The sequence below is a fragment of the Lacipirellulaceae bacterium genome (assembly GCA_040218535.1).
Lineage (GTDB): Bacteria > Planctomycetota > Planctomycetia > Pirellulales > Lacipirellulaceae > Adhaeretor.
In genome coordinates, this window is sequence record JAVJRG010000012.1 from 343,786 (window position 1) to 363,580 (window position 19,795).

Genomic DNA, 19,795 nt, shown 5'->3' on the forward strand with positions numbered 1-19,795 from the left:
CGAATCTAACGAATAACACGAATCTGTTTCACAGTATGCCTAGTGCCTCGGCATACCCTACTAAACTCTCAACTCGTAAATGCTTCTATCGCAACAGTAAACCAACTCATAAGGTTTTCTCCTAGAATCCTTCTTGATTCACTTACTCACTCGCGACAGTAAGCTTCTTGAGGAGCTCCTTAGGGTCTACTTCGCTAGGAATCAACCCAGCATCACCATCCAGATAGGCTACAAAGTAAAGAGCTGGATGCTTCGTATCCGCATCCTTGAACATTTGCAGTGTAGTCTTCAAGTCAATGTCATGGGGAGACATCCAATGCACAGCGAAAGCATCTTCAACGTCGATAACGCAAGCTGTCGTACTGAAATCCCTGGTGACACTTGCAAGCTCTCGGCTCTGTTTACCTGTAAAGACACACTGCTTACCAACCATCCCCAAATAGGTCGTAAAGCCTTTTTCTTCGGGCGAGTTTGGTGAACTCGGACATTGATAATTCTCGATCCTCGTAATTCTCGCCTCAACATTAACAGGGTCGTTCCACGGCTTCCTAAGATCTATTTTGTCGTACAGTGCGTTCTCCCCTAGGTACGGCAATATCAATGTTCTCCAACTATGCAGGCGGTCTCCCTTGCTGTTTGTTGTGAACGCTGGCGGCAGTGTTCCGTGCTCACGCTCATAACTTCGTATCGCTTGCGCAATACGTTTCAGGTTGTGTTTGCATGTAGCTTGTCGCGCTCGTTCCCTAGAAGGATGGGCATGAAAAGGGTTCAGTAGAGCCAATAAGGTGCCAATGATCGCGATAATGATTAACAGTTCAACAAGCGTAAATCCCTTGTGCTGATTATTCACCGCTAATCTCCATTGAGAGCGACTGCCAGTGCCATTTATTCTAGCACTTCTCTATTCAAACCACGAATCGAACGAATAACACGAATCCGTCTCATGGTATGCCTCGTGCCTCGGCATACCCTACGAAACATTCGTGCAATTCGCGTTATTCGTCGTTCCCTAGAAGAAACAGAGCAGCGTTTACCGCTGGTAAATCGAAAGCAACTGATAAGGCGGCGTGAGCGAAAGAATCGCTAATGCGCTTGAGTAATGCGCGCCGAAGTTGCGATCAGAGGTCGAGTCGCGGGGCCAGGCGCCGGTGCGGGTTTGGCCGGAGAGCATCGTGCCCGCCATCGTCGGGTAGAACTCTTTCCAGTGCTTGCCGCCCAGTTGGTACATGCCGTGGCTGGCGTAGTGGACGCCGTAGTGAAAGCGGTCCATGCGATTGTTGGGGACGGCAACATTGTACTTGTCGACCGGGTGCTTCAGCAGCCAGTCAGCCGCCTTGCGTGCTTGCGGGGTCTTATGCTGGCCCGCCATTCCTAGCGACAGGATCCCCGCGCCGGTCATGCCGCGTGAAACGATGCGATCTGCCGGAACAGGTCCGTAGACGAACGTGCCTTCCCGTTCAAAGCAGCGGATAACATACTTCGCGGCTGCCTGCATGGGTTCGTCAGGGACTTCAAAGCCGGCATTCTTGGCGGAGCGCAGGAACATCATGTGCCAACCAGTGACCGAGAGGTCCGTCTCGCCGCGGCCCGGTTCGTTGGCGAAACGGAGATAACCCCAACCGCCGTCCTCCTCCTTGTACGGTCCAGGACGAAGCTGTTTGCTGAGGGTGAACTTGATGCCACGCTCGATTGCTTGCTTCAAATCTTTCTGTTCTTCCGTGCCAGGGACCATGCCGTAGGCTTCGGTAAGCAACAAGCCGGCAATCGGATGGTTGTACATCGCGGTATGGGTGGGTCCGTGCCATGCGGTGACTGGCGTGTTGGGCGCATCGTGCGAAAACAGGCCGTCCTCGCGTTGCGTCGCCAGCACGAAGTCGATGGCCTTGTCGAGTTCTTCACCATAGCGTCCGATGCCTGGCGCGTGTCCGGCAGACATGAATGCCAGTCCGCACAGGCTGGTCACTCCGGGCTGGCCCGCGGTACGGGTGGGAAACGAACCATCCTGTAGTTGCTCGCTCGCCAACCAAAGCAATCCACGGTCAACGGCTTCCTCGACCTCTTCCCATCTCTCAGGCGAAAGGACGTCGCGAGCCTCTTCTGCTGTGTCAAAGGGTTCCTGTGCGTGAAGCTCAAGCGTGGGAATCCATGCAAGCAAACAGAAAAGCAAAACTGTCTTGAGGTGCAACATGCGAGGGTCCTAGGATGATCAGAATGATGCGGTCAATTTACTGTCGCTTAAGAAGTACATATCACTCGGAGACTTCATCCCTCATCCTTTACAAGGTATGCCTCGCGCCTCGGCATACCCTACAATCTTCTTTTGTGAAATCACGAAGAGTCCGTAAAACCACGCTCCGCGTGGTAGTGCCCAAGAGAACTGATACTGTTTTCAAACCGTTCTGACTCTTCAATTGGTTTAACCAACTCCAGAGTTGGCCTATTTGAAGAGGCTCGCGTCTATGCAGGGCTAAACCACGCGGAGCGTGGTTTGACTGACTTACATTTTTACCAGCAACTTGCCTGTCACTTTATCCTGAGCGTCAACCGTGCTTGCTTCTTGCAAGGCGTGCAACTCCGCGGTTTCTTCGAGCGTGGCGACCCGGTCGATTCTTGTTTTGATCGCCCCTTCGGCAAGCCAGCGATTGATGTCATCGGCGGCGTTGTCTTGGGCTTCAGGCGGGGCGAGAAACATCACGAAGCCGAGCAGCTTATTGCAGTTGGCATAGAACGGGCCAACGGGAAACTCAGGCCTAGCGTCGCGACCGGCCATGATCACCATGCGGCCACCACGGGTGAGCGAGGCGATGGCGGGCTCGAAGTTGGGTGTGCGAGCCGTTTCCCACCAGACGTGGACACCCTCGGGGTACTTTTCTCGCACGCGCTCGGCGATGTTCTCGGTGCGATAGTTAATCGTCAAGTCGGCACCGAGTTTCTGGCAGTACTCGATCTTTGGTTGGCTACTCGTGGTGGCGACGATCTTGTTGCCGTTTGCTTTGGCCATCTGCATGACGGTCGACCCAACCGCCCCGCTGCCGCCGCTGACCAAGACGATTTCGTCCTGCTGGAGGTGCGCTTCTTCAAACAAACCCAAGTGCGCCGTGATGCCCACGAGCGCCGTGGCCGCAGCTTGCTCGTCGGAAACGCCTTCGGGAGTTGGATAGAGCCACTTCTCGTCGACGGCGGCAAGCTCGGCAAAGGTACCTTGCCGTCCCAGCAGGCCTTGGTTCGAACCCCACACGCGATCGCCGACCGCGAACTTGGTAACCTCCTCGCCCACCGCTTCGACAACGCCAGCCAAGTCACACCCAACAACAAATGGGAACGGCAATTCAAACGCCACGTTTCCCGCGCGGATGTAGGTGTCCACCGGATTGAGCGCGGCAACCTTCACGCGAACGAGCACTTCACTGGCCGCAGGTGTTGGGTCCGGAAGTTCGCCAACAATGAGGTTCTCTGCGGGGCCCGTTTCGTTGATATAGGCGGCTCGCATGGCTGGCTCCTTCGAGGATAAGCTTTCAGATTCGGGTACGTGTTCGAGTGTGGTGAGTTTATACTAACGGAACACCAATCATTTTGAACCACAGAGCTGTGGTTACTTGGTTGGGGAGAACACGGAGGCTAGATAGCGACTTTACTCGTCAATCCCGTCATTCGAACCACGACGACACAACGAACACAACGCTATTATTGAAGAGGACTAAAAACACTTGAGATTCCATTCCTGTCCTCGTGTCATTGATTTTGAAGGTTCTGTCAAAGGATTACTATTCTCTTCGTAGTGCTCGTCGTGCCGTTGTGGTTTTCTCCCCCCTCCGTGTTCTCCGTGCCCTCTGTGGTAAAAAACCTAACGCAACCATCTCAATAAACGCTTGAACTGGTTCCCGAAAAAACTTGGCTGGATTCTGCTCGTCTATGTGGCGGCAATCGCCTATGCGCTGGTCGCGTGGTTGCCTTCGATCATTGATACCTACCAGCGGACCGCGGAAAGCAAGCCAACGCTCGCAACGGCTTATCTCGTGGGTGTTTCAATTGGCGGGCTCGTGTTGCTCTGTCTTTCGCTCTGGCTGCTGGGTCGGATGTGGCGGAACAGTTTGGGGAAGCAGCGCGATCGCACACGCCGGGCGAAGAATCCGAGCGAGCTTTCTGCGACCGAACGCCGCGCGGAGCTGGATGCAAATCTCGCCCGCAGCGAGCAATACACCTCGGATGCTGCCGCCGATGAAGCCTTGCGCGAACAGCTCAAGAACGACATGGAAGCGCTGGCTTCCAAGCGCGAAACGCAACGCTTGGAGATCGTTGCGTTCGGAACGATCTCGAGTGGGAAAAGTTCGCTGCTCAATGCGCTTGCCGGGCGGGAAGTGTTTTCCTCGAACGTCGTCGGCGGCACGACCAGTGCGCGGAGCGAAATCCCCTGGCCGGATAGCGACTCGGTTGTGTTGGTCGACACTCCGGGGCTTGCTGAAGTGCAAGGAGAATCGCGAGCAGCCATTGCCGCGGCTTCCGCGAACACGGCTGACTTGGTTTTGCTGGTGGTCGATGGGCCGCTCAAGTCGTACGAAGTAGAACTGGTCGAAGTGCTGGTGGCGATGGAGAAGCGAATCCTCGTTTGCCTCAATAAAGAGGACTGGTTCGACGAGACAGAACAGAAGGAGTTGCTAGCTCAAATTGCTGAGCAATTGCCGACCGTGGCCAATGAAGATGTCGTTGCTGTCCGAGCGGCGGAAGTCATGCGACCGCGGATTCGCGTCACGGCTGACGGTTCGGAGGAGACCGAGTACGTCCCCATGCCGCCCGACGTGACACCGCTCGCCCGGCGGATGCTGCGGGTGATTGAACGTGACGGCAAAGACATGCTGCTGGCGAACTTGCTGCTGCAATCTCGTGGGCTCGTCGATGAGGCGAAAGAACGCGTTCGAGAGGAACTCGACAAGCGGGCTGATGAGATCATCACCAAGTATATGTGGGCAGCAGGCGGAGCAGCGGGCGTGAACCCGTTCCCACTGCTCGATCTTGCCGGCGGTAGTGCGATTACCATGAAGATGGTGCTCGACCTGGCGAAGGTCTACCGCCAGAAGCTCGACATCGACATGGCGGCGAAGATGCTCGAGCAGCTTGGTAAGAATCTCATCGCGATGGTTGGCGCGACGGTCGCGACACCGGCGGTGGCGGCGGGCATTGGCTCGCTGTTGAAAACCGTTCCCGGCATCGGCACGATCGCTGGCGGGTTAGTGCAAGGCGTGACCCAGGCGCTAGTGACCCGTTGGATCGGTAACGTGTTCGTGGAATACTTACGCAACGAAATGAAGCCTCCCGGTGGTGGACTGGCGGAGATTGCTCGTGATAAATGGGAAGAGCTCACTCGCCCGCAGAATCTGCGAAAGTTGATTCAGCTGGGGCGTGATGAGTTGGATGACGAAAAGACGGACGTTTTTTGAACCGCAAAGGACGCTAAGCAACCATGTCATTCCGACGGGAGGCTCGCCGACCGAGGAATCCAGTTTGACCTGTTGTTGACTCAACTCTTGTTCAAACCGGATTCCTCGGTCGCTGGAAGCTCGGTCGGAATGACATGAAGTTTGCTTTTCACAAGAGGCTAGCCGCCTGAAGGCGGAACTACGAACGACTATGCCTGAAACCTCAACCACCCGCGACACGGACTACGCCGATGCTTTGCAATCGGTGAAGGATGCTGTGCTGCGGATGAAGGGTTGCAGCGATGCGGAGCGGAAGGAGTTGTTGGCCGACCTGACCGAACTGGAAGCGATGGCCGCGAAGCTCGAGGCGGGCCGTGTGGAGATTGTGGTTTTCGGAGAAATCAGCACGGGCAAAAGCGCCTTGATCAATGCAATTGTTGGCGAGCAAAAGGCGGCGGTGAACATTCGTGGCGGTTGGACCAAGGATGTCTGGCAGATTCCTTGGGATTCTTCGGGCTACGAGATCCCTGGCTTTGCCGGCTCGAAGGTTGTACTTGTCGATACGCCCGGCTTGAATGAAGTCGATGGAGAAGAGCGTGGCGTGCTCGCGCAACGTGCGGCTGAGCGGGCGGACATGGTGCTATTCGTCACAGACTCTGATCTCAACGAAACGGAGTATTCGGCGCTCGTCGATTTGGCCGCATTGCACAAGCCGTTGCTCTTGGTGTTGAACAAGACGGACCTGTATCGCAAGGAAGAGCTCGAAGACCTCCTCTCTTTGTTCCGTGGGGCAAGGCTCGCCGGGATTGTTGATCCGGAGCATGTGGTCACAGCACAGGCAAACCCTCGCGAAGTCGAGTACGTGATCGAAGCCGCCGACGGCAGCACCCGGACTGAGCATCGCAAGCCGAAGCCGAATGTCAGCGAGGTGACTGCCGGCATTGTGGAACTGCTCCACGCAGAAGGGAAATCATTGGTGGCGCTCAACGCAGCAATCTTTGCTGCTGACAAGAGCGACCGTATGGCGGCTATCCGGGTGAAGTTCCGGGAAGAGGCGGCTTCGAAAACAATCTGGAGTTACGCGACGATTAAGTCCTTGGCCGTGGCGCTTAACCCGGTGGCGGTGACTGATGTGCTTGGTGGCGCTGCCGTCGATGCCACCATGGTCGTGAACCTGGGAAAAATCTACGGTATCGAAGTCACGATGAACAACGCCAAAGAGCTGGTCACCTCAATTTTGAAGGCGGCAGGGTGGGTGATGCTGGGCGAGGCGGTCGTTCATTACACGTCGTCGTTCTTCAAAGCGGTGACCTTCGGTTTCAGCACGGTTGCTTCAGCGATTCCCCAAGGGGCTGCAGCGGGATACGGCTCGTACATTGTGGGGCAGGCGGCTCGGTACTATTTTCAGCACGGTGCTAGCTGGGGCGAGAACGCCCCCAAACAGGTGGTCAGTCAAATCCTCGATAACACTGACAAGCAGTCGGTGATCGAGCGGCTCAAAGATGAGATCCGGGCTAAAATTGCTACAAATGAGCATGCCGATCAGTGAGAATGACCTTAGCATTGGCCACGGATTTCACGGATGTCACGGATTTTTCTTCTTTTCTACATCCAATCGAGTTCTAGCTCCGTAGCCTTGCTTTCTCAGTGTACAGCGGCCACTATGTTGGAATTCCGGCTAGCCCCGTTCGGAGTTGGCCTTCATTCGAAAATTCTACGGGAGGTTATTGAATGTCTATGAAGCATATTCTCTGTGGGCTCTTGGCGGTTGGGGCTGCGTGTCTCGCGCTGCCTGCGGCACACGCGATTACTTTTGATGTTTCTCTGGATACAGCGCAGGAAGTTCCTACACCTAACGTGGCTGGCTTTAGCCCATCAGGCACGGCAACGGTCGACGTGACGATTGCTGATGGCAGCTTTACCGTCGCTGGCAACTACAGCGGAATGACCAGCAATGTCACCGGGTCGCATCTGCATGGCTTAGCAGGCCCAGGCAGTACAGCGGGTGTGATTCAAGGTTTGGCGAACGATGGAGGCACAAGTGGCACCTTCAGCGGTGGAGGCACGTTGTCGGCGGCTAACCTAGCTGGCCTGCTTGCTGGGAATACCTACCTAAATATTCACACGATGGACAACGGCCCTGGCGAAATCCGCGGCCAAGTCGTTGATTCGGACATCGTCGTGTTCGATGTGATTCTGACCGCTGACCAAGAAGTGCCAACACCTGACGTGGCCGGTTTCTCTCCGATGGGTACGGCAACCGTGGTTGGCGATCGTAGCACGGGGGAAGTAGAAATCGTCGGCAGCTATAGCGGGATGACCAGCAACGTCACAGGCTCGCACTTGCATGGCCTCGCAGACTTCGGTTCGACCGCCGGCGTACTCATCGGACTGAGCAACGACGGGGGGACCTCTGGTAACTTCAGCGGCTCAGGCACGCTGTCGCCCAGCGATTTCCAAGGCCTGCTTGACGGATTGACTTACCTCAACATCCACACGCAAAACAACGGTCCGGGTGAAATCCGCGGCCAAGTCATTCCTGAGCCTACAAGCTGCGTACTACTTGCGGTTAGCTTGTGCAGCATGGCGATGCGTCGCAAGAAGTAATACTTCATCGAGAATAGGGCAGAGGGCACATCAGGCCGTCTCGCAAGAGGCGGCCTGATTTTTTGGCTACGAAGAAAAGTCCCACGCAGAGACGCGGAGTTCGCAGAGCATTTTCTCGCCGTTGCCCACTAGCCCTTGGAGCAAGCCGTGGGTTTTCTAAGGCTGTGCGAGAGTTCATTAACCCCGCGGCTTGCGCCGGGGGCTAGGGGCGATTCGATTCTTCACGTTCTTCGAGGAACCGTCGGAATACCTTGAGCGTTTCTTCGCTGACGTGATGTTCGATTCCCTCAGAATCAACTGCTGCTACCGCAGGGCTGACCCCTAGTGCGATGAGGAATTGCTCGACGACCTCATGCCGTTCTCGCGAGGCGGTTGCCAAACGCTTGCCTTTGGTGGTTAGCGAGAGTGGCCGGTAGGGCTCGCTCTCGACGAGGCCCTCGCTCGCTAAGCGGGCGACGGTTTTGGTGATCGTTACGTGGCTGACGCCGAAAAGTCTTGCCAGGTCGGCCCCACGGCATTCGCCCTTCTCTGCCACGAGATCGGCAATCGCCTCGACGTAATCTTCGGCCGTCTCCTGGGCGTGGTCGGAGCGTGTCCGTTGAAAAGGACGGCTGTATTTTCCGGTACTGGGTTTTTTGGGCTGCGGCTTCTTGGGGGCGTCGGTCATGAGTTTATTCTCGCAAGAAGTGGGACGATTCGCTAGCTGATGTTTCGCGGATCCCAGCTCGGCACCAATTCTCGAAGAAGTGTCTTTCCCTACTTCTTCCCAGCGAGGCGTAGCTCGCGGGCTACTGACCCAACACTTGGTAATTCTGACTTGACAGAAGTTTAGCTTCGGCTAAACTACCAATGTTTAACCAAGGCTAAATTTTGTCACTACGAGACTCTTGATATGAAGAAACCACACAGAGAAGGCTTCACGCTGGTCGAATTACTGGTCGTTATTGCGATCATGGGCGTGCTCGTTGGGCTACTGCTCCCCGCGGTCCAAGCAGCGCGTGAAGCAGCACGCCGCTCTCAGTGCACGAATCATCTGAAACAGATGGGGCTCGCCATGCAGAACTACGAGAGCGCGCATCGCGAGTTGCCCCCGGGATATCTTTCGAATTCTCATAGCTCGTCCGTCGCCGTGAAGGATCCTGCAACCTGGGACGCAGAGCCGGGCTGGGGCTGGGGTGCCCACCTGTTGGACTACTTGGAGCAGTCGACCATCTCACTAGGTGTTCATAAGCAAGAGCCCATCTGGGACGCCGACCACAGGGCACTCATTCGTACGAAAATACCGACCTTTCTCTGCCCCTCATCCACTGGATCGCAGGAGTCATTCCTCGTGCAGGACGAGTCTGGCAATCCCTTGTCACTGGGCGGAGGGAACATCGAAGTTGGTCGTTCGCACTACGTTGCCAGCCACGGACAGGAATCTTGCTGGGGCGACTGTGGTGGGGCAAGCTCGCAAGTCATTTTCTCGAACATCTACACCCAGGCGAAGACCACAATCAACCACAATCGCGACGTTTCACTCATTGCCGACGGACCGTTCTATCGGAATTCGAAAACGCGTTTCAAGGACATCACCGATGGCCTTTCCAACACGATCTTTCTCGGTGAGCACTCTTCAGCGTTGAGTGAGAAGACCTGGGTAGGCGTGATCCCTGGGGCGTTCACACATCCGCTATTCCGCTCGCCTGAAAACGGTGAAGACTCAGCGGCTACGTTGGTTCTCGTGCACGCAGGCCCGTCTGGCGGTGAAGAAGACGCCAACGGTCTACCAATCATTCATCCAGTGAACTTCCCGGCGTATCACGTGGGCCAGATGTTCAGCGAACACCCCGGCGGTGGGAATATCGGGCTTGGGGATGGTTCGACACGATTTATTACCGACGATGTTGACTTGTTCGTTTTCGCTGAGTGGTCAAGCATCGCCGAAAGGGAAGTACCGAACGAACTGTGATATGCATAGTTACACACGCAAGCGACTGCTCGCTCTTCTAGCGCTCGTACTGACTACTGGTTGTAGCGGTGCCGTGGAGACAAGCCCTGCTGCTTACGAGCACCTGAAGTCGCTCTATCAAATTACCAACCAGCGCAACTCGGAAACGCTCGAGCTCGTTGCTAGTAAAATCAAAAGCGATCAGGAGTCAGGAAAAATCACGTCCGCAGAAGCGGAAAGTCTCTTAGAGATCGTCGGTGACGCTCGCAACGGTGAATGGAAAGCAGCAAACGGAGCAGCGCGGGAACTCATGGAAGCCCAACTGAGAGCGAACTAGCGATTAAGTCCCGTTGGAACATGTAATCCCGCTTAGCACTCGCATGCTTGCCATAGGTCCTGAAGGTTCTAGCTGCTAGACTGGCTCGTTGACAGAGCAAGTCTCGGCGACTTAGCTAGGACGACCATGAGCCTCAAGAGTCTCGCTTCGCTTTTTACTGATGCCTACGAACGGTGGTCGCGTGATGGGGGCCCGCTGTTGGCAGCGGGTGTCGCATACTATGTTGCACTCTCTCTGCTACCCGTGCTATTGCTCTTGGTTTCGGGGCTAGGTATTTTCTTCTCGGCAACCCAGATGGGGCGGGATGCCGAGAGTACTATCATGCAGGCGGTTTCTGAACAATTGTCTCCACAATTGGCCGACCAAGTTCAAAACCTGTTTGCCGAAGTTCGCGAGAAGGCGAGCTTCGGTGGTCCTCTTGGTATCGCCGCGCTCTTAGTGGCTGGCCTTGCCATGTTTTCTCAATTCGACCATGCCTTTGATCGAATCTGGAATATCCACCCGAAAAGCGAACGCGGGTTGTGGCATTCCATTGCACTGACGCTTCGCAACCGACTCACGGCGTTCGCAATGCTGCTAGGGCTAGGAGCGATCGTCATTGCCGTGTTTGCGTCAGGCGTTATCTTGTCAGCAATCGCTGAGTTCGCCGATCAGTGGATTCCTTACACTCGGAATGCCGCCTGGTTACTTGAAGCTGGGATCACGATTGGCCTAAACGTTTTTGCGTTCACTCTGATCTACCGGCTCATCACCAAAATAGAAGTTCGATGGACCGATGCGGCCCTTGGAGGAATTTTCGCCGCAGTAGCGTGGGAGATCGGAAGGCAGTTGCTTTCCCACTTTGTGATCAACGGACGGTACACCACCGCCTATGGCTTACTTGGCACGTTCATGGGAGTAATGCTTTGGGCCTACTACGCGGTGAGTGTTCTCTTTTTTGGTGCAGAACTTATTCAAGCGATGCGTGCCCGTCGCGGCGAGAAGACTTAACCACTACCAAGGCTTAAGCTTCCAACCCAAAACGAAACCGATACCCAGACACCAGAGTGCGGCGACTTCTGGCTTTTCGCGGGCATACTCTTTCACGTAATCCACGAGATCCGCGCTAGGGGTGAGTTCTCCTGGGCGTTGGTTTTCTACACTGCTGTTGGCTTGCGGTTGATTCTGAATTGTTGTTTCCGGCATTTTTATTTCCTTCATCGCTTAGCATAGTGGATAGTTAGGCTCAGGATTATTTTTAGATTTTGCTATTGAACTAGCAGACTGATCACTAGGCTTAAGAGTCTGCTTCAGCCACTGAATGTTTTGCTGCAATTCCTCGGTCGAGCGCTGCCAGGTGGCAAACCCTTGCCGCAGCTTGTAGTAGGCAAAGCCAAATAATAGACCAGACGCTATCAGACCGCAGCCTGCCGCGGCAAATAGAGCACTGGCCCTCGTCCAATCATACTGCACGGCAAGCCACTCGCCCAAGGAAAACAGTGCTACCGGCAGAGCGGCCATTAACGTCAGCGTTCCCACAACCGCCAAGATCGCTGTTGAGCGTAACTTACGTGCATTCTCGACGGCGTCGAGTTTGGCGAGGCGCAGCTGCAGTTCACCGAGCTCAAGTGCGTCGTGTGCCAGGCTCGCGAAAGCTCCCGATGGCTTGTCAGTTTGACTGCCGCTGGCGCGACCGCCATGGGGCTGACCGTTCTGTGGGTGAGAGGCGTTCATTTTCTTTTTACCCACCAGCCGAACGTTACTCCTAGAGTCACGGCTACGGCAACCGTGAGGCGGGGGTGCGAACCGAGAAACTGTTCAATGCTTTTCACGCCACGAGCGAAGGCATCGCTGGCTGGCTCATCGGAACTGGAGCGAAACTTACCTGCCGAGAACGAACCTTCTCCGTCGCCAGACAGGTTCGAATCGGTCGTGGAAGTCCAGTACTCTTGGAGACGTTGGTCTGTCATGGCGGTTGAAATACTCTGTGAAATTGCTCCGACAAGCTTACTTTGGTCGGGAGTAGTTCGGCGTATCGGATTCCTCCGACGTAGACTGTTGGTTCTCCTGTGCCATCTTGCCCGATAATTCGCCCGCTTTTCCTGTCATGTAACCCATTGCGGCACGGGCGACTCCGGTAGCGGCAAGAGCGAACAGCTGGGCTCCCAGTCCTTTTGGCTCGCTTGCCTTACTCTTTGGAGCAACGACAAGCTTCTCCTCCTTGGCGAGACGAGTTAGCGTTTCGAGGTCGGGCGCGACTTTCTGAATACGTCGCGGCACGGCAGCAAAGCCAACAGCAGCGGCTATACCTGCGGCCAGCCACGGGTATCGCTTGACATAGTAGCGCCAGTCAGTCCGATCACGCATTCGCTGGCCAACTTGCTGGAAGTCGGAGTCCAGGTTGCTGCGTAGCATCCGCATGCGGCTACGAAGCTCGTCTGCGTCAGGTTTTTCGTTCACGGTATTGCGGGCCCCGTCGTTATTTCTTTAGTCGATCGCTGATCGCATCGGGCAGCACGCCATCAAGCTGACCGAGAATCTTGCGACCAACGCCTTCGGCCGTGATCCGATCAGTCCAATGAGAGGGTCTTCGACTACGGGAGGTCTGGGTCAAAATAAAACCAATAGCAAAGCCTGCTCCCAACGCAGCGAAGATGGTCTTGCCGAGATTATCACTGGCCATCTCGCGAACTTGGCCGATGCCCCGTTGGACGTACTCTTTCGCGCGATCTGCCGGATCGTGGGCAATGTAGCGGTCTTGTTCGGGGTCATACGTTTTCGAACGATCAACATTCTCGAACGGTTCAGTTTCGACGGACATTATCAGCATCCTTGTGCAAGTTGCAGTTCAGTTTGGCGGAAAGGTTGCGACTAGCGAGAACGCAGGACCAATCCCACGATGACACCGGCGAGCAAACCAGTTCCAAACGCCACGGCTACCGACTCAGCGGGGCGTTTTTGAACCTGCTGCCGTACTTGGCCGGCAGCGTCACGAACCGTGTCACTGGCTTGATCGTAGTACTGTTTAGCCGTCGCTGCGGCTTGCTGGGCAATTCCGGCTGAGCGTTCGCTTAGTTGCTCCAGCGTTGCTTCGATTTGCTGGCGAGCTTCACCTGTTTTCTGTTGGATGAGCCCAACGATTTGCTCGAACTCTCCTTGGACTTCGGAGAGTTCATCGTCGGTCAATTGGCCCCATTTCTCCTGAATGAGACCTTTAAGTTGGTGCCAGTTTCCGGCCAGCTGCTGTTGCGTGATCATCCTAAAATCTTCCTTTGTCTAAAAGAATTTGCGAGCGTGTACTCTTCCACAGGCTTACGTATCTTAACTGAATTGTCGGAATCTAGTTTTGCAAATACTAGCTCCAACGGTGCGTTGGGCGATCGTCGCCCGTGAGCTCACCAGCGTGGTGCGCTGTCGACTGACAACAATCGACTACCGAGAAAGTTGACCTCGCCTGAATCTTCCCGAAGTTGCTTGTCACGCCCGGGTTGGCCAACTCTAATAGCTTAGCACCTCGGGGCTACTTAGGGCAAACTCCGGGATCGCGTGGTCAGGCTTTATACTGCTGTCATCACTGATTATTCGCTCGCCGCAAGCGATTATAGTGATTAAGCAACCCTTTCTAGGCGGGCACGACCATGGCGACTGAAACTCGCAACCCTGATCAATCCGGCGCTTTATCCACAGGGCCGACCTCCACCCCGCCACTAGAGCTTCGAGCCGACCAGATCGAGAACGACGACGCACAGGCTTGCGATCTGGCGGAAGAAATCGTCGCCTGGGATCTCAAAGAAGTATCTTTGATGGTCCTCACCGTCTTGGCGTGTTTCTACACGCTTTATTTCACGCGGGCGTTGCTCTTCCCGATTGTGCTCGCCTTTATCTTGAATCTGGTTCTTAAGCCAATCGTGCTTCGCCTACGTAAGTGGCATGTACCTACGACTGTTTCAGCCGCATTAGTCATGCTGCTGCTTACCGGGATTCTAGCAGGTGGGATCGGGATGCTATGGAATCCTGCAAGTAGGTGGGTGGCTGAAGCCCAGCTTCGCTTACCAGCGGCAGCCCAGAAGTTGAAAGATCTCCAAAAGCCGATTGAACAAATCGCCGAGGTGAGCAAGCAAGTCGAAGAAATCACCGAAGTAGAAGGGAGGTCGAAGCCGGTGCAAGTCGAAAATAAAGAAGACAAACTCGGCAGTGCGTTGAATCTGACCGGCAGTTTCTTAGGCAGCACAATGATTGTCGTAGTGCTGCTCTTTTTTCTCCTAGCAGGTGGAGATCGTTTCCTAGAAAAAACAGTCGCACTCATGCCCAGTTGGCGTGAAAAACGCCGCGTAGTTGAACTCTCGCGTGAAATTCAGTCGCAGATTTCCAACTACCTCTTCTCAATAACGCTTATCAATATTGCCCTGGGCATCGTTATAGGCCTAGGGCTACATGCAATTGGGATGCCTGAGGCGGCTCTCTGGGGCGTGATGGCCGCTTTGCTCAATTACATTCCCTTTGCTGGTGCCCTTGTTGGCGCAACGATTGTCTTTTTCGTCGCCTTGATTTCACTGCCTTCGATTGGAGCTGCTCTCCTTGCGCCGCTTGTGTACCTAACGGCCAATGTGATTGAAGCCAACTTCATCACTCCGGCAGTGCTCGGTAAATCGATCAGCTTGAATCCTGTGATTCTGGTACTCTCGATCTTCTTCTGGGGCTGGCTGTGGGGCATCGGCGGTGTGCTTCTAGCGGTACCGCTACTAGTGGTACTGAAGATATGGTTCGACCATTCACGCACGCTTCACCCGTTGGGCGTGTTCTTGGGGAGGTGAGAGGACCACTGCGGAAAGTGCTTCATGCGACCCACGATTTGACCGTTTTCAGCTGCCGAGTTACTCTGAAATAACGGAAACCAGTGATTTCGAGCAATCTCCCGGAACAGAGTTATGCTGTCGCGAATCAGAATTCTGTCTGCCACTGCGCTGATGCTGTGGGCATTCTGTATTGCGGGCACGGCTAGTGCCGTCAACTCTTACCACATCGGCAACAGTCTTACCTGGGACAGTCAGCCTCTCTTGCTGTCGCCCGTAGCCCAAGATCTTGGGCTCAGTCACGAGGCTGGCTATCACATTCGCACGGCAACTTCGCTTGACTACTTCATTGCGAATCCTGAAGACGTCAACATAACTCCCGTCGAACCGTTCGGGACCTACACCAATGCTCTGACGAACCATGCTTGGGACGCAGTGACGATCCAGCCCTTTAACGGGCAAACATCGACGATGGCGACCGACGTGTTATCGATTCTCGACTTCATTGACTTAACCCGATCCAACAGCGCCAACCAGGATACCAAGTTTTATATATACGCCGCTTGGCCAAGGAGAACCGGTTTTCGCAATCGCTGGACGGTCGAGGTGGAAGATGAGCTTACAACGAACACGGTTCCCGCAGATCAGTATTTCGATTTCCTGATCGAGCGAGTCCGTCAGGAAACGGATGCCGAAGTCTACATGATCCCCGTCGGCGATGTGCTCTTTGAGCTAGATACGCGACTGCTCAACTCTGAAATTCCTGGGTTCACTACTCTAAATGAGTTTTACCGTGATGAAATTCATCTCGATTTCAATCATGGCCGTTACCTAGCCAATCTCACGACGTTCTCGACGCTCTTCAATACTTCACCAATCGGCATTAGGCCAACCAACGCGACGTTCGGCAACGATATCCTTACGCTCGAACAGCTAGACGCTCTCCAGTTGATCGTAAGCGATGTGCTTTCTCAGCATGAGTATGCGAACGTCAGCTTTCCTGTGCCGACCTTTGCCGATTTCGACTCCAGCGGCCAAGTCGGGCAAGCGGACTTCACTCTTTGGAGCCACTCATACGGTATCGAAGATCCGTTCGACCCGAATGGCGATGGCAAAGTGGATATTCTAGATCACAACTTTTGGTCAGCGAACGTCACACAATTCCATCCGGCTGACTTTAATCGCGATGGCCAAGTCAATCCGCTTGACTTCGAAGTCTGGGAGAACTCGGTCGGGGTTGACGACGGAGCGGATGCCGACCAGGACGGTGACACCGACGAACAAGACAGAATCATCTGGGAGCAAGCCAACGTCCCTTTCGACCCGGCTGACTTCAACGAGGACGGCTTCGTCGATGGCTTAGACAGCTCCGTGATGCTGAACTTCTACGGCCTCAGCGATCAAGGCGATATCTCTGGCGATGGCCAAACCGATGGCGATGACTTTCTTGCGTTCCAACTTGTTCAAACGCCGTATAACCCTGCCGACACGAATTTCGACCGATTAGTCGATAACGTCGATCTTGAGCATTGGCAACGCTCCGTGGGATACGACATCGCTACCGATATCAACGACAATGAGTTGACCGAAGGCATGGAGTTGCTTACGTGGCAACAAGAGTTCGGCAGCGTCTGGCCAATCGTTGGCGCCTCAGCAGTGGGTGTGCCCGAGCCCGTTGCGGCAACTCTCGTTTTCACTGCTTTCAGCCTGTTCTTGGCAGTCCGAACACGCGATAGCTTGCCGCGCCACTGAATTTGACTTTGGCTGTACAAGCCACTATGCTGCGAAAACGCTTCCAAAAGCTCAGCAGAAGTCCGCCTGCTATAGGATGTCGCACCAAGTACCCGCCTAGGAAACACCTTATGCTTCGCCGATTGCCGGCATGCCTCGCATGCTCACTCTTGCTCTACACTGTTGCTATTGTTAGCGTTTCGGCAGCCACATCTTCTTACCACATTGGCAACAGTCTTACTTGGGACAGCCAACCAAAAGCTCTAGAGTCTTTCGCTGCTGCACGAGGAAAAGAGCACGAGGCGGGCTATCACATCCGCACGAGTTCTTCCCTGGCGATGATCGAGGAACATCACGATGCGATCTCGCGCCGGGTGACCAATTCTGCCGAGCATGGTCGCTATCGGGAGGCGCTTCCCAGCCACAAATGGGATGCGGTGACCATCCAACCTTTTGCCTCCGGCGGCTCGACCTTTGCCGATGATCTCGACGTCATCCACTCGATGATCGACCTGACGCAATCGAATCCTGCGAACGATCAGACCCAATTCTACATCTACGGTGGATGGCGAAACCGCAACGGCTACCGCAGTATCTGGGAACGTGAGAGTTCAACGGTTGAGACAACCCGAACAGTTCAGTCTCGCGACTATTACGAAGATGTTGTCCGCAGAGTCCGCGAAGAAACCGATGCAGAAGTCTACCTAATTCCTGTAGGCGAAGTGATTTCGCGACTGGACTATGAAATCGAAGCCGGTGCGATTCCTGGTTTCGATTCTTTTCGCGATCTCTACCGTGACAACATCCACATGAGCTACTCGGTTGGCCGCTTCCTAGCGAGCCTGACGACGTTCGCTGTGACTCAAAACGAAAGTCCCTACGGAATGGAGGTCCCCGAAGACTTTTTCGGTGGATCGAAAATCCTATCTGCGGAACAGCAAATTGCCTTACAGGAGGTTGTAGCCGAAGTCATCAATGCAAATGATTACACCGGCACCGCGTACTTTGCCAATCCATACGAGATGGCTCCAAGCATCAGCATTGCAGCGATCCCTGAACCCGCGTCTTTGCTACTAGCAAGCGGAATAATCCTTCTGACACCAGGAAGGCCAAGCCGTCTTAGCAGGACAGCCTGACCGCATTAGGGGCTGCGGAAGAAGTTCACTGAAACGATGTGGTTGTTTCGATCAGCCGCGTTTGGGACTTCGATCACCTGGTTGAGGTAACCAACCTCGACTCGCCAGCGCTGTTTCGGCTTGGGTTTGAAGCCGACTCCGACGAACACACGGTTCTGATTGAAGCCCGCCTCGGCACCCCAGTCGGTATCGTTGAGGTGGTAGAACAGCTCGTCCCAACCGACCAAGGTCATCTTAGGCATCGAGGGGAGCGTGTGCGTCACGCGGAAGAATTGCCGCCAACGAAGTCCCAAGTCGTCCCCCGTTTCGATGAAACGCTGCTCGAAGCGTGAACGCGTTTGGAGCTTCAAATTGCCTACAGACTCCGTCCATATCCACTGCTGCCAAATGCGGTTCTCGTCGAAGTCCTCCCGCGACAGCGGGGTGGTCCGGATCCAAGCGTATCCGGCCCAAACGGAGTGATTTGGATTGAGCGTCCAGCCAACACCAGGTCGGATGATGCTTTGGTTGAATCCGTCAGTATCCTCCAACAGGCGAAAGTGGCCATCAAACCACCACTTCATTCGATCTTCTTGCGAATCAAACGCTTGCAGGTCGCCTTGGGCAAGAACGGCAGTCCAGTATCCTGCATCATCGACGGCTTGAGCGGAGCAAGCACTGCTGACGAAACCCGCCGCGATGCTGAGGAGCATGCTCGGCAGGATCCTTGCTTTTGGACGCATCATCTGACTGGTCTCGGAGAGCATTTCTGATAGGCTGACGACAGTTCCTGGCTTAATCGTTTTCGACAATTATTGGTGTCGGCATCAGTCGGGCGTGTCCAGCTAGCAAACTTTGACTTGTGGTTACGCTTTCCTGAAGATCGCCCGCGGGCTGACGCCTCGCGGCCTATGACTATTACGTTTTTTTTGGACGCCCATGGAAACTGTTCAAGGCAATCTTTACGACTACCCAAAATACTACGATCTCGTTTATGGCAGCGACTGGCAAGCGGAGTTTGAGTTTCTGGAGGACTGCTTCGAGATTCACACGGACCTGGTCGTCGAGCGTGTCTTCGAGCCGGCATGTGGCACCGGTCGACTGCTCGTGAAGTTTGCCGAGTCGGGCTACGAGATCGGGGGGCTCGACTTAAACGAAAAGGCCATCGACTACTGCAACCGACGGCTGGCGAAGGGTGGCTTCGACGAGATGACGTTCGTCGGCGATATGACCGACTTCGAATTAGCCGAGCCAGTCGACGCTGCCTTCAATACGATCAATAGTTTTCGTCACCTGGCGACGGAACAGCAAGCGCGTGACCATCTACGGTGCATGGCCAATTGTCTGAAGCCTGGAGGACTTTATCTGCTGGGCTTGCACCTAACGCCCACGGCTGCCGAACCGATGCAGGAGGAAAGCTGGTCGGCTCGGCGGGGGAACCTCGCCGTTTGCTCTCGTCTTTGGGTTGAGGAGAGCGATCTAAAGACACGGAAAGAGCGTGTGGGGATGAGCTTCGACGTCTACACACCAACGAAGCAAATGCGTATCGTTGACGCAATCTCCTTCCGTATCTACACGGCTCCTCAGATGAGCAAATTACTCGCCGCCGTTCCAGAGTTCGAAATTGCGGCCACTTACGACTTTGGCTACGACGTTGGAAAGCCAATTGAAATCGGACCAGAGACAGAGGATGTGGTTTTCGTGCTGCGGAAGAAGTAACCCGACACCACTTCTTTTAATTGAACCACGAATTCTACGAATAGCACGAATCGCCCGCTGCTACGGCTATCGACAGATCTAGAACCTGCGGTATTCGTGTGATTCGTGGTTCAAAAAGTACGTGAAGACAAAGCCTGGAGGCTTGATAGGGCTTCGCACGAGAGAGTTTT

General features: G+C 54.7%; 21 protein-coding genes. 10 read left to right on the forward strand and 11 right to left on the reverse strand.

The annotated features are described in order from the left end of the window. Positions 1-142 precede the first annotated feature (142 nt). From RIB44_15355 to RIB44_15365, 3 genes are all read right to left on the reverse strand, one after another. Complete coding sequence (locus tag RIB44_15355) at positions 143-850, reverse strand: DUF1559 domain-containing protein (protein MEQ8617950.1); 708 nt, start codon at positions 848-850, stop codon at positions 143-145. A 180-nt stretch (positions 851-1,030) separates the two neighbouring features. Beyond that, positions 1,031-2,188: a terpene cyclase/mutase family protein gene (locus RIB44_15360; GenBank protein ID MEQ8617951.1), complete on the reverse strand. Its 1,158-nt coding sequence runs from the start codon at positions 2,186-2,188 to the stop codon at positions 1,031-1,033. A 309-nt stretch (positions 2,189-2,497) separates the two neighbouring features. Further along, positions 2,498-3,490: an NADPH:quinone reductase gene (locus tag RIB44_15365; protein ID MEQ8617952.1), complete on the reverse strand. Its 993-nt coding sequence runs from the start codon at positions 3,488-3,490 to the stop codon at positions 2,498-2,500. Between the two features lie 379 nt (positions 3,491-3,869). On the opposite strand from RIB44_15365, the gene RIB44_15370 reads away from it, so the two are divergent. The 3 genes from RIB44_15370 to RIB44_15380 all read left to right on the forward strand — a co-directional run bounded on the left by RIB44_15370 (position 3,870) and on the right by RIB44_15380 (position 8,021). Then, on the forward strand, positions 3,870-5,435 hold the full coding sequence (locus tag RIB44_15370; GenBank protein MEQ8617953.1) for a DUF697 domain-containing protein: 1,566 nt from the start codon (positions 3,870-3,872) through the stop codon (positions 5,433-5,435). A gap of 190 nt (positions 5,436-5,625) precedes the next feature. Then, entirely contained in the window at positions 5,626-6,963 is a 1,338-nt protein-coding gene (locus RIB44_15375) for a GTP-binding protein (GenBank protein ID MEQ8617954.1), read from the forward strand. 182 nt (positions 6,964-7,145) lie between these two features. Continuing rightward, positions 7,146-8,021: a CHRD domain-containing protein gene (locus RIB44_15380; GenBank protein ID MEQ8617955.1), complete on the forward strand. Its 876-nt coding sequence runs from the start codon at positions 7,146-7,148 to the stop codon at positions 8,019-8,021. 202 nt (positions 8,022-8,223) lie between these two features. Here the strand turns inward: RIB44_15380 and mntR are convergent, their stop codons facing one another. Then, the gene (gene mntR / locus RIB44_15385; protein ID MEQ8617956.1) at positions 8,224-8,688 is read right to left on the reverse strand and encodes a manganese-binding transcriptional regulator MntR; all 465 of its coding nucleotides are present in this window, start codon (positions 8,686-8,688) and stop codon (positions 8,224-8,226) included. A gap of 225 nt (positions 8,689-8,913) precedes the next feature. Between mntR and RIB44_15390 the strand changes: the two genes are divergently transcribed. From RIB44_15390 to RIB44_15400, 3 genes are all read left to right on the forward strand, one after another. Continuing rightward, positions 8,914-9,972, forward strand: coding sequence for a DUF1559 domain-containing protein (locus tag RIB44_15390; protein ID MEQ8617957.1), 1,059 nt, complete (start codon positions 8,914-8,916; stop codon positions 9,970-9,972). A gap of 1 nt (position 9,973) precedes the next feature. Further along, the gene (locus RIB44_15395) at positions 9,974-10,288 is read left to right on the forward strand and encodes a hypothetical protein (protein MEQ8617958.1); all 315 of its coding nucleotides are present in this window, start codon (positions 9,974-9,976) and stop codon (positions 10,286-10,288) included. Positions 10,289-10,414: 126 nt separating this feature from the next. Beyond that, complete coding sequence (locus tag RIB44_15400; protein MEQ8617959.1) at positions 10,415-11,278, forward strand: YihY/virulence factor BrkB family protein; 864 nt, start codon at positions 10,415-10,417, stop codon at positions 11,276-11,278. Positions 11,279-11,281: 3 nt separating this feature from the next. Here RIB44_15400 and RIB44_15405 read toward each other — a convergent pair whose 3' ends face one another. The 6 genes from RIB44_15405 to RIB44_15430 are packed head-to-tail and all read right to left on the reverse strand — an operon-like array spanning position 11,282 to position 13,525. Then, entirely contained in the window at positions 11,282-11,473 is a 192-nt protein-coding gene (locus tag RIB44_15405; GenBank protein ID MEQ8617960.1) for a hypothetical protein, read from the reverse strand. Between the two features lie 18 nt (positions 11,474-11,491). Next, positions 11,492-12,016, reverse strand: a complete 525-nt coding sequence (locus RIB44_15410) for a phage holin family protein (protein MEQ8617961.1) — start codon at positions 12,014-12,016, stop codon at positions 11,492-11,494. Beyond that, positions 11,998-12,237 carry a hypothetical protein gene (locus tag RIB44_15415; GenBank protein ID MEQ8617962.1) on the reverse strand — a complete coding sequence of 80 codons (240 nt, stop codon included), beginning with the start codon at positions 12,235-12,237 and terminating at the stop codon, positions 11,998-12,000. Before RIB44_15415 ends, RIB44_15410 begins: the two co-directional genes overlap by 19 nt. A gap of 37 nt (positions 12,238-12,274) precedes the next feature. Beyond that, the gene (locus tag RIB44_15420) at positions 12,275-12,727 is read right to left on the reverse strand and encodes a hypothetical protein (GenBank protein ID MEQ8617963.1); all 453 of its coding nucleotides are present in this window, start codon (positions 12,725-12,727) and stop codon (positions 12,275-12,277) included. 19 nt (positions 12,728-12,746) lie between these two features. After that, positions 12,747-13,088: a hypothetical protein gene (locus RIB44_15425; protein ID MEQ8617964.1), complete on the reverse strand. Its 342-nt coding sequence runs from the start codon at positions 13,086-13,088 to the stop codon at positions 12,747-12,749. Between the two features lie 50 nt (positions 13,089-13,138). Further along, complete coding sequence (locus RIB44_15430) at positions 13,139-13,525, reverse strand: CsbD family protein (protein ID MEQ8617965.1); 387 nt, start codon at positions 13,523-13,525, stop codon at positions 13,139-13,141. Between the two features lie 380 nt (positions 13,526-13,905). On the opposite strand from RIB44_15430, the gene RIB44_15435 reads away from it, so the two are divergent. From RIB44_15435 to RIB44_15445, 3 genes are all read left to right on the forward strand, one after another. Further along, positions 13,906-15,081, forward strand: a complete 1,176-nt coding sequence (locus RIB44_15435) for an AI-2E family transporter (protein ID MEQ8617966.1) — start codon at positions 13,906-13,908, stop codon at positions 15,079-15,081. Between the two features lie 114 nt (positions 15,082-15,195). Beyond that, positions 15,196-16,812 (forward strand): hypothetical protein, encoded by a 1,617-nt coding sequence (locus RIB44_15440; GenBank protein MEQ8617967.1) that lies wholly within the window; start codon positions 15,196-15,198, stop codon positions 16,810-16,812. Between the two features lie 110 nt (positions 16,813-16,922). Then, positions 16,923-17,927 carry a hypothetical protein gene (locus RIB44_15445; GenBank protein ID MEQ8617968.1) on the forward strand — a complete coding sequence of 335 codons (1,005 nt, stop codon included), beginning with the start codon at positions 16,923-16,925 and terminating at the stop codon, positions 17,925-17,927. A gap of 5 nt (positions 17,928-17,932) precedes the next feature. On the opposite strand, the gene RIB44_15450 is transcribed toward RIB44_15445, so the two are convergent. After that, on the reverse strand, positions 17,933-18,619 hold the full coding sequence (locus RIB44_15450) for a DUF2490 domain-containing protein (protein MEQ8617969.1): 687 nt from the start codon (positions 18,617-18,619) through the stop codon (positions 17,933-17,935). Between the two features lie 226 nt (positions 18,620-18,845). Between RIB44_15450 and RIB44_15455 the strand changes: the two genes are divergently transcribed. After that, positions 18,846-19,625: a class I SAM-dependent methyltransferase gene (locus RIB44_15455; protein MEQ8617970.1), complete on the forward strand. Its 780-nt coding sequence runs from the start codon at positions 18,846-18,848 to the stop codon at positions 19,623-19,625. Positions 19,626-19,795: the final 170 nt, after the last annotated feature.